Origin of the sequence: Pseudomonas sp. Pseusp97, assembly GCF_047304025.1 — a bacterium.
GTDB lineage: Bacteria > Pseudomonadota > Gammaproteobacteria > Pseudomonadales > Pseudomonadaceae > Pseudomonas.
This window is the reverse complement of sequence record NZ_JBGLYK010000243.1, coordinates 1-7,794: the sequence shown is the minus strand read 5'-3', so window position 1 is coordinate 7,794 and position 7,794 is coordinate 1. Positions and strand designations below refer to the sequence as shown.

General features: G+C 67.7%; 6 protein-coding genes and 1 pseudogene. 1 reads left to right on the top strand and 6 read right to left on the bottom strand.

Going from position 1 to position 7,794, the window contains the following annotated elements:
• Nucleotides 1–97: 97 nt before the first annotated feature.
• A complete protein-coding gene (locus ACCC94_RS25690; protein ID WP_413352441.1) occupies nt 98–895 on the bottom strand; it encodes a cyclase family protein in 798 nt (265 codons plus the stop codon).
• A gap of 120 nt (nt 896–1,015) precedes the next feature.
• On the opposite strand from ACCC94_RS25690, the gene ACCC94_RS25685 reads away from it, so the two are divergent.
• Complete coding sequence (locus tag ACCC94_RS25685) at nt 1,016–1,432, top strand: carboxymuconolactone decarboxylase family protein (RefSeq protein ID WP_413352440.1); 417 nt, start codon at nt 1,016–1,018, stop codon at nt 1,430–1,432.
• Between the two features lie 498 nt (nt 1,433–1,930).
• Here the strand turns inward: ACCC94_RS25685 and ACCC94_RS25680 are convergent, their stop codons facing one another.
• From ACCC94_RS25680 to ACCC94_RS25660, 5 genes and pseudogenes are all read right to left on the bottom strand, one after another.
• Nucleotides 1,931–3,016, bottom strand: coding sequence for a chlorophyllase/cutinase-like alpha/beta fold protein (locus ACCC94_RS25680; protein WP_413352439.1), 1,086 nt, complete (start codon nt 3,014–3,016; stop codon nt 1,931–1,933).
• A gap of 37 nt (nt 3,017–3,053) precedes the next feature.
• Nucleotides 3,054–4,697, bottom strand: coding sequence for a BatD family protein (locus ACCC94_RS25675; RefSeq protein ID WP_413352438.1), 1,644 nt, complete (start codon nt 4,695–4,697; stop codon nt 3,054–3,056).
• Complete coding sequence (locus ACCC94_RS25670) at nt 4,694–6,454, bottom strand: VWA domain-containing protein (RefSeq protein ID WP_413352437.1); 1,761 nt, start codon at nt 6,452–6,454, stop codon at nt 4,694–4,696. The genes ACCC94_RS25675 and ACCC94_RS25670 overlap by 4 nt, the downstream gene beginning before the upstream one ends.
• Nucleotides 6,451–7,485, bottom strand: a complete 1,035-nt coding sequence (locus tag ACCC94_RS25665) for a vWA domain-containing protein (RefSeq protein ID WP_413352436.1) — start codon at nt 7,483–7,485, stop codon at nt 6,451–6,453. The genes ACCC94_RS25670 and ACCC94_RS25665 overlap by 4 nt, the downstream gene beginning before the upstream one ends.
• Nucleotides 7,478–7,765 (bottom strand): annotated as a pseudogene (locus ACCC94_RS25660) (DUF4381 domain-containing protein); the annotation flags it as partial. The pseudogene ACCC94_RS25660 and the gene ACCC94_RS25665, both read right to left, overlap by 8 nt.
• Between the last annotated feature and the right edge of the window lie 29 nt (nt 7,766–7,794).

The following is a 7,794-nucleotide window of genomic DNA, read 5'->3' as shown; positions in this document are numbered from 1 at the left end:
TTTTTTTTTTTTTTCTCTGCCGCCTGCGCCTCCCCCCCACCCCCCCCCCCCGCGGGGGGGGCCGCCCCCCCCCCCCCCTCGCTCCTACAGGTTCAACTCAGGGCAGGATGGCAAACACCCGCGCCGGGAATCCGGTGCCCTGGGCGATCTTCGGGAAGCTCACCACCGCCAGCGCGCCGGCTTCCGGCACCTTGTCGAGGTTGGCGAGCAGCTCGATCTGGTAGTGGTTGGTGCCCAGGATGTAGGACTCCAGCGAGTAGTCGTCCTTGCTGGTGGCGATGCCCGGATCGGTGTCGGTGGTCTCGTGGCCGGACGCGGTGATCTTGCGCGTCTCGTAGAGGTACACCAGCGCCTCCTTGCTCCAGCCCGGGTAGTGCGCCACGCCCTTGGCATCCTGGTTCTGCATCTTTGCCTGGTCCGGCCAGCGCTTGGACCAGTCGGTGCGCAGCGCCGCGAAGGAGCCCTGGGGCACTGTGCCGTGTTTCGCCTCCCAGGCCTTCACGTCGGCCAGGGTCAGCACGTAGTCGGGGTTCTTCGCCACCTGCTCATGGATATCGAACACCACCAGCGGCAGGAACTGTTCCTTCACGTCCAGCTGGTCGACGCTGCGCAGCCCCTTGTGGAAATGCACCGGCGGGTCGACGTGGGTACCCCACTGGCCGACGTGGCTGTACAGCTCCACCTGGAAGCCGTCCTTGTCCACGCTGTAGAGCGTCTTGCGGCCCATGGGCTCGAAGCCTTTCCAGTGCGGGGTGTTGCTGTCGAACGAATGGGTCAGGTCAATCCAGTCGTGTTGCTTGAGGCTGGCATAGGTGTCCCACAGGCCGGGCTGGGCGGCCTGGCTCGCGGCAGGCAGCAGGGCGGCGGCGAAGAGCAGGGCGGGAAGGCGTTGCATGGGTCTGATTCCTTGACGGGGATGGGAGAAAGCGCCTTATCTTTCTCCATCGCTATATCCGTATTCCAATTCTGAATTCTGCTTTTCTTATTCTGTTTCGTTCTTCATTCAGGAGTCCCCATGTCCTTCCAGCTCATCGAATACGCCGAAGCCAGCCCCGAAGTCCGTGCCGTCTACGACGACATCATGGCTACCCGCAAGATCGACTGGGTGAACAATTTCTGGAAGGCCCTGGCCAACCACCCGCAGACGCTCAAGCGCACCTGGGAAAGCCTCAAGGAGGTGATGGGGCCGGGGCAGCTGGACCCGTTGGTGAAGGAGCTGATCTATGTCGCCGTCAGCGTCACCAACAACTGCAACTACTGCATCGGCTCCCACGGCGCCGCGGCGCGCAAGGTCGGGATGGACGACGCGATGCTCGGCGAATTGATGGCGGTGGTCGCCATGGCCAACGAGACCAACCGCCTCGCCATCGGCTACCAGGTGCCGCTGGACGATGTGTTCAAGGGGGCGGTGATGGAGCACAGCGCCAGCTAGCTGGGGGCTTCATTGTAGGAGCGGGCCATGCCCGCGATCGCGCGCATGGCGCGCTCGTCCAGGCTTGCTCCGATAGTTGTGCCTTTGTAGGAGCGGAGCTTCTCCGCGATGCTTTTGCTCTGGGTGTTCTGCGCCGCGTCGGTATGCGCGTGGACTCCATGTTTCGCCCCCTCGGGCGACCTTCTTTGGCAAACGACCCAAAGAAGGCAAAGGTCTTGCCCCGGACATCCGGTTTTTCGCTTAGGCGAAAAATTCCCTCGTTGAAGCGAAGTTTCAGGGGCACGCCGCGAAGGGCCATCCCTGGCCCATCGCGGCTCTCGCGACATCCATGTCGCTCAATCCCTGAAACTCCGCTTCAACGAGGCCTCCTGAACGGGGCATTCGGCGCGTGCGGATATTTCTCTGGAAGTCTCTAGGAGCCAGAACTAGAGCCAGAGCCAGAGCAGGTGCTCTTCGTAGGAGCGAGCTTGCTCGCGAACCCGCCATGCGCCCGAACCATCAGGGGGATGAGGTGGACAACCGCTGAATAGCCTTCACCGGCGTCCCATCACTCCAGCGACCCATGGACAGCTGGGCCGCCCCGCCGCCCAGCGCGTAATCACGATCCTGGCCGTAGAAGGCCGCATCGCACAGGGCATCGAACAGCTTCCACGGCCCGAACCAGTCCATCGCATCGGTCGCCAAGGCGTTGTGCGCCGATGGCTGGCCCTGCTTGAGCCGCTGCTTCACGCGCTCCTGCACGCGATTGAGCAGCCAGTTGGTGGAGTCGCTGGGCGGATAGCGCGGATCGAAGCGCGGTGCGGTGGGCGCGGCGTGGTTGGCCAGCAGCGGCGGGCTGCCGTGGCGGTCGCTGCGCAGCAGGAGCAGGTCCTTGTCGCGCGGCACAATCTGGGTGCTTTCCGCGTAGATGCGCCGCGCGTCATCGCAGGCGACGCGTTCGTCCTCATCCCCGCAGACAGCCAGCAGCAAGGTGCCGGCGGGAATGTTCGCCAGCGGTTCCAGCGGCACCTGCCGCCAGCGCGGGCCGCTGCTCTTGCCCGGTTCCACCGCCATCAGCACGCGTGGCTTCGGTACGTTCAGGCGTTGCCAGGAGGCTGCCAGCCCACTGGCGATCAGCCCGCCCGCCGAATGACCGAGATAGGCGACGTGTTCCAGCTCAGGCCTCACTCCCAGTTTGTCAGCCTGCAGGTCGGCAATCGCACGGCGCACCGAGTCGGCGGCGTTGGGCAGGAACTCCGCCGCCGGCGTTTTCAGCGTGGCCTGGTAGCGCGGGTAGATGAGGATGGCGCCGCGCCGGACGATGTGCTCGATCCAGGCGCGGTAGAGGTCGGGCTGCATGACGCTCCAGCCGTGGGTGAACACCACCACCGGCGCGCTGGACGGGGCAGGGCGGTCCGGGGTGAACACCCAGTACTCGTTGCCATCGGCGGTGAAGTGCCACTGGCGCACATCGGCATGGGCATAGTTCGAACCGCCGGGCCCCTGCAGCGGTTGGGTCGGAGGCAGGACTTCGGCCGCAGCGAGCGGCTTGCAGATCAACAGCAGGCCGGCGGCCAGCGCTGGAATCAGCCGGTGTGCTGGCATGGAGGCACCTCTGGCGGGGATGCCTCCAGCATAGCCGTCAGCGCGGATAGAGCGGCGGCAGGCTGCTGGTTTCGGTCGCCGGAGGGGCATCCGGATCAGCGCCGGGGAGGGTGCGGATGGCGCGCCAGAGGTCCTCGCCCTGCCAGTTGCGGCCGCCTTCGCTGTCGCTGTAAAGCGCGCCGTTGAGGCCGTCCAGTGCATCGGACAGCGGCACGAAGCGCGCCGCCATGTCGGCCAGGGTTTCCGGCTGCTGTCGCGCCCAGGCATCCAGCGCCTGGCGGGTGGCGTGGGAATCGTTGGCCTGGCAGGCGCGGCGCAGCTCGTCGAGCAGGGTGCGGGTACTCGGCCCGGCCTGCGCCACGCGGATTACCGCCGGCTGGCTACGGGCGCGCCACCACAGACCGAAACCGAGCAAGGTGGTCAGGCTGAGCAGCGCGCAGGCGAGCTGCCAGGGCCACAGCAGCGTATCGCTGACCACTGTTTCGCTGGGCGCGGCGGGAGGCTCGGTGTGTTCTTCCAGCTGCGCGTTTGCGGCAACCTGCAACGTGCGCGCGGGCAGGCTGGTGCGTTCGACGCGGCGCTCCTGGGTGTTCCACCAGACGATTTCCACCGGTGGCAATTCCACCGCGCCGGCCTTGTCGGCGATCAGCGCTTCGCGTTCTTCGCGGCTGCCGATCATGCCCTGGTCGCTGCTCTCATTGGCCAGTTGCGGCTGGTCGGGGTAATGACGCAGGCCTTCGGGGAGGGTGATCGGCAATGGCGGCAACTGGGCGCTGGAAAGACCTTCCACGCGCAGCATGATGTTGCGGGTTAGCGACTCGCCGGCCTTGGCTTCCTCGGGCTGGGGGCTCCAGGTCTCGGTCAGGCTGAGCGAACGGGCAGGCAGCCAGGGGGCGTCCCTGGGGTAGTCGGCGGGCTTGGGGTCGACCTGCAGCGGGATACTCGGCGAGACCACCCGCACCTGCTTGCCCGGCGGTGGGCCGAAGGGGTTGTACTCGTCGTTGCGGCGCTGCGCAACCTGGGTGGCGTTGAAGGTCTGGCCGGGGATTTCCAGGGTGCCGCTCTTCTGCGGGAAGATCGCGTAGCGCACTTCGATCACGCCATGGCGAACGCCGTTGATGTCCTTCTCATAGGTGCGCGGCTCACCCAGTTGCTCCACGCGGGCATCGGTCATGCGCAGCGGGCTGAGGCTGCTGTCGTCGTACAGCGATACCGAGTGGTAGATGCGCAGGGTGAGGATGACCTGCGCCTGCACCCAGCTCTCCTCGCGGTCGACGCTGGCGTCGATGAACACCGGGGCGAGCTTCTGCCCCTCGGCGCTGTCCTCGGCCTTGAGCACGTCGAGGCTGATCGGTTCGCTGGTATTGCCGCCCAGGTGGATCGGCGGGATTTCCACCTTGCCCTCGCTGCGCGGCTGCAGGGTGATGATCCACCGCGTGGTGGCCTGGGCCTTGCCGTTGAGCGTGGTCAGGCGATTGACCTGGCGAGTGCCGAGCACCACGAACTGCTCGTCCAGCGGCTTGAGGTCGGGCTTGCCGAACAGCGTGGGGTCGTCCGACTCCAGCGTCAGCTCGACGCTCTCGCCGGCAGTCACGCGCGCGCGGTCGACGCTGGCGGTGAAGCTTGCTTCGGCGCGTAGCGCGGCGAAGCAAAGCAGGGTCAGGCAGATCAGCCTTTTCATGGGTTGGGTTCCTGGCGCTGCTGCTGTTGCTGGTACCAGAACTTGCGGCGCAACAGTTCGGACGGGTCGTCGGGAATCTGCCGCAGCCACTGTTCCAGGGCCTGACGGCGCTCGTCTCCCAGTGGACCGGCTTGTTCCGGGTTGGTTTCCTGTTCTTCGCCGGTGCGGTCGCGGGGTTTGTCGCTCTGGCTGGCGGAAGGGCGGTCGGCGTCCTGCGAAGGGTTCTGCGCCGCCGGCGCAGGCTGCGAGTCGCGCTCGGCGGAGTGCTCATCCTCCTGCTGCTGATCCTGCGGCTTGGCCGACTGGGGATCGCTGCTCTGCGCGGGGTCCTGGTTCTGCTGTGGCGGCTGGTCGGTGCCATCGCCGGCGGGGTTTTCCTTGCGCTGGCGCAGCAGGTCTTCGAGCAGGGCCTTGTTGCGCTTGGCCGCTTCCAGTTCGGGGTCGCGCTCCAGTGCCTGGTCGTAGGCGTCGATGGCAGCCTCCAGCTCGTTCTGTTTCGCCAGGGCATTGCCGCGGTTGTAGTGGTCGGCGGCCTCGTCGCCCTGGGCGAAGGCCTGGGCGGCGTCGACATAGTCGCCGGCGCGATACAGCGCCAGACCCTTCCAGCGGAAGTCGTCGAAGCGCTCGGCGGCTTCGGCGGGGTGCCCGGCATCGAGCAGGCGCTGGCCCTGCTGGTCCGGCCGTAGCCAGAGGTCGCTGAACTCGAAGGCGTTGGCATCCTGCGGCGGCGCCCATAGCAGCGGCAGCAAAAGGGGCAAGCTGAACAGCCAGCCGCGGCGGCCCGCGCAGGCGGCGAGCAGGAGCAACGGCAGCAGCAGCCAGTAGCCCTGGTCCGCCCAGCGCTGCAGGCGCAGCAGGGCATCCTCTTCGCTCACCTGCAGGCCCTGGGTGCTGTCCAGCAGACCGAGGGAGCGCAGGTCGCTGCTGCTGGCGCGCAGGCGCTGGAAGCGTCCGCCCATGTCGGTGGCGAATGCGCGCAGCGAGCTTTCGTCGAGCCGCGGCACGAGGATGTTGCCCTGCTCGTCTTTCAGGAAGGTGCCGTCTTCCTGGGCGATGGGGGCGCCGCCAGGAGTGCCCACGGCGAGCATCAGCAGGTCCTTGCCCTTGCCTTTGAGCGCCTGGCGGATGCCCTGGCGCTCGCGGGCATCCAGCGCGCTGGTGATCAGCAGGATGCGGCCGTTGCCCTCGGCACCGTTGTCCAGCAGGCGGCGCGCCTGGGCGACCGCGAGGTCGGCGCGCTGGCCCGGCTCGGGCATGATCGACGGCTTGAGGGCGTCGAGCAGGTTGCGCGCGGTGCCCAGGTCATTGGACAGCGGCACCAGCGTGTGGGCGCTGCCGGCATAGACGACGATGGCGGTCTGCGCGTCGCTGCGGCTCTGCAGCAGGTCGAGCAGCTTGTGCCGGGCCTGCTCCAGGCGCGTCGGCTTGAGGTCGGTGGCGAGCATCTGCGGGGTGAGCTCCAGCACCACCACCAGCGGGTCGCTGCGCTCCAGGGGGGGTTGTTCCACCTGCTGCCAGCTCGGCCCGAGCAGGGCGAGCACCGCCAGCAGCCAGGCGATGCCCAGGTAGATCCACGGACGGCGTTCATGGCGGCCGCTACCGCCGGACAGCAACCACGGGTGGAAGGCCGCGGGCAGCAGCAATTGCCAGCGGCCGACGCGGCGCTCGCGGTGCCAGAGTTTCCATAGCAGCCAGCCGAGCGGTGGCAGCAGGATCAGCCAGAGCGGGTGCAACAGGTGCGGCCAGACGTGGCTCATGGCCGGCGCTCCTTCTGCAGGCGCGCCATCCAGGCCGGCCAGCGCCAGTCCTCGGGCGGCCACAGGGTACCGACCACCAGCGCGGCGCTGATCAGCAGAGCCAGCAGCAGCGGCCAGCGGTAAAGCGCGATGGCGGGGCGCGCCTGGGTCGGCTTCTGTTCCACCGGTTCGAGCTGGTCGAGACTCTCGGAGATGCGCTGCAACTCTTCGCCGTTGCGCGCGCGGAAGTACTCACCGCCGGTGCTTTCGGCGATGGCCTTGAGGGTGGGCTCGTCCAGGTCCAGTCCGGGATTGAGTCCGAACAACCCGGCGACGCCGCCCTGCTTGGGATCGGCGCCGATTCCGATGGTGTAGACCTTCACCTCTTCCTCGGCGGCCAGCCTGGCGGCGGTCTGCGGGGAAATCTCGCCGGCGGTGTTGGCGCCATCGGTGATCAGCACCAGCACGCGGCTCTCGGCCGGGCGCTGGCGCAGGCGCTTGACCGCAAGACCCATGGCGTCGCCCAGGGCGGTGTCCTTGCCGGCGATGCCGATCAGCGCCTCGTCCAGCCAGATGCGCACGGTATGGCGGTCAAAGGTCAGCGGCGCCTGCAGGTAGGCGCGGGTGCCGAACAGGATCAGCCCGACGCGATCACCCCGGCGGCCTTCGATGAAGTCGCCGAACAGCTTCTTCACCAGATCGAGGCGGCTGACCTCCGCGCCGTCCCAGGTCATGTCGGCGTAATCCATGGAACCGGAAACGTCCACTGCCACCAGAAGGTCGCGGCCGGTGGCCGGGATCGGCAGCGGCTCGCCGACCCATTGCGGGCGCGCGGCGGCCAGCAGCAGGCAGAGCCAGAGCAGGGCGAAGGGTGCCTGCTGGCGCCACGCCGGCAGGCGTGCACGGGCGCGGCGGCCGGCGAGGCCTTCGAGTTCCTTGAGAAAACTGACCTTGATCGCCGCCTCGCCGTTATCGGCCGGCGGCAGGATGAAACGCATCACCCAGGGCAGCGGGGCGAGCAGGAAGATCCACGGCCAGGCGAACTCAAACATGCTTGCGCACCCAGGTTTCCACCGCGGCGGCTAGACCGTCGATGGCCTTGTCGTCCAGCTTGCACTCCGCGCGATAACCGCCTTCCACCAGGATCATCCAGCGGGTCAGGCCGGCGGCCGGGCAGCGGGTGTCGAGGAAGGCCAGCCAGGCGCGGCCGCTCAAGGTATGGCTGTGGCTTTCCGGCCAGCGCGCGCGCGACAGGCGCTTGAGCAGGCCGTTCAGCGCTTGCAGCCAGGGGCCGGCCGGCGCGTGGTCGTAGGGACGCGGGCAGCGCGTGAGGCGGTGTCTTATTCACAACTGCGAGCCCA

Coding starts and splice junctions, on each gene's coding strand:
- ACCC94_RS25690 (WP_413352441.1), bottom strand. CDS start 895: ATGCAACGCCTTCCCGCCCTGCTCTTCGCCGCCGCCCTGCTGCCTGCC.
- ACCC94_RS25680 (WP_413352439.1), bottom strand. CDS start 3,016: ATGCCAGCACACCGGCTGATTCCAGCGCTGGCCGCCGGCCTGCTGTTG.
- ACCC94_RS25675 (WP_413352438.1), bottom strand. CDS start 4,697: ATGAAAAGGCTGATCTGCCTGACCCTGCTTTGCTTCGCCGCGCTACGC.
- ACCC94_RS25685 (WP_413352440.1), top strand. CDS start 1,016: ATGTCCTTCCAGCTCATCGAATACGCCGAAGCCAGCCCCGAAGTCCGT.
- ACCC94_RS25670 (WP_413352437.1), bottom strand. CDS start 6,454: ATGAGCCACGTCTGGCCGCACCTGTTGCACCCGCTCTGGCTGATCCTG.
- ACCC94_RS25665 (WP_413352436.1), bottom strand. CDS start 7,485: ATGTTTGAGTTCGCCTGGCCGTGGATCTTCCTGCTCGCCCCGCTGCCC.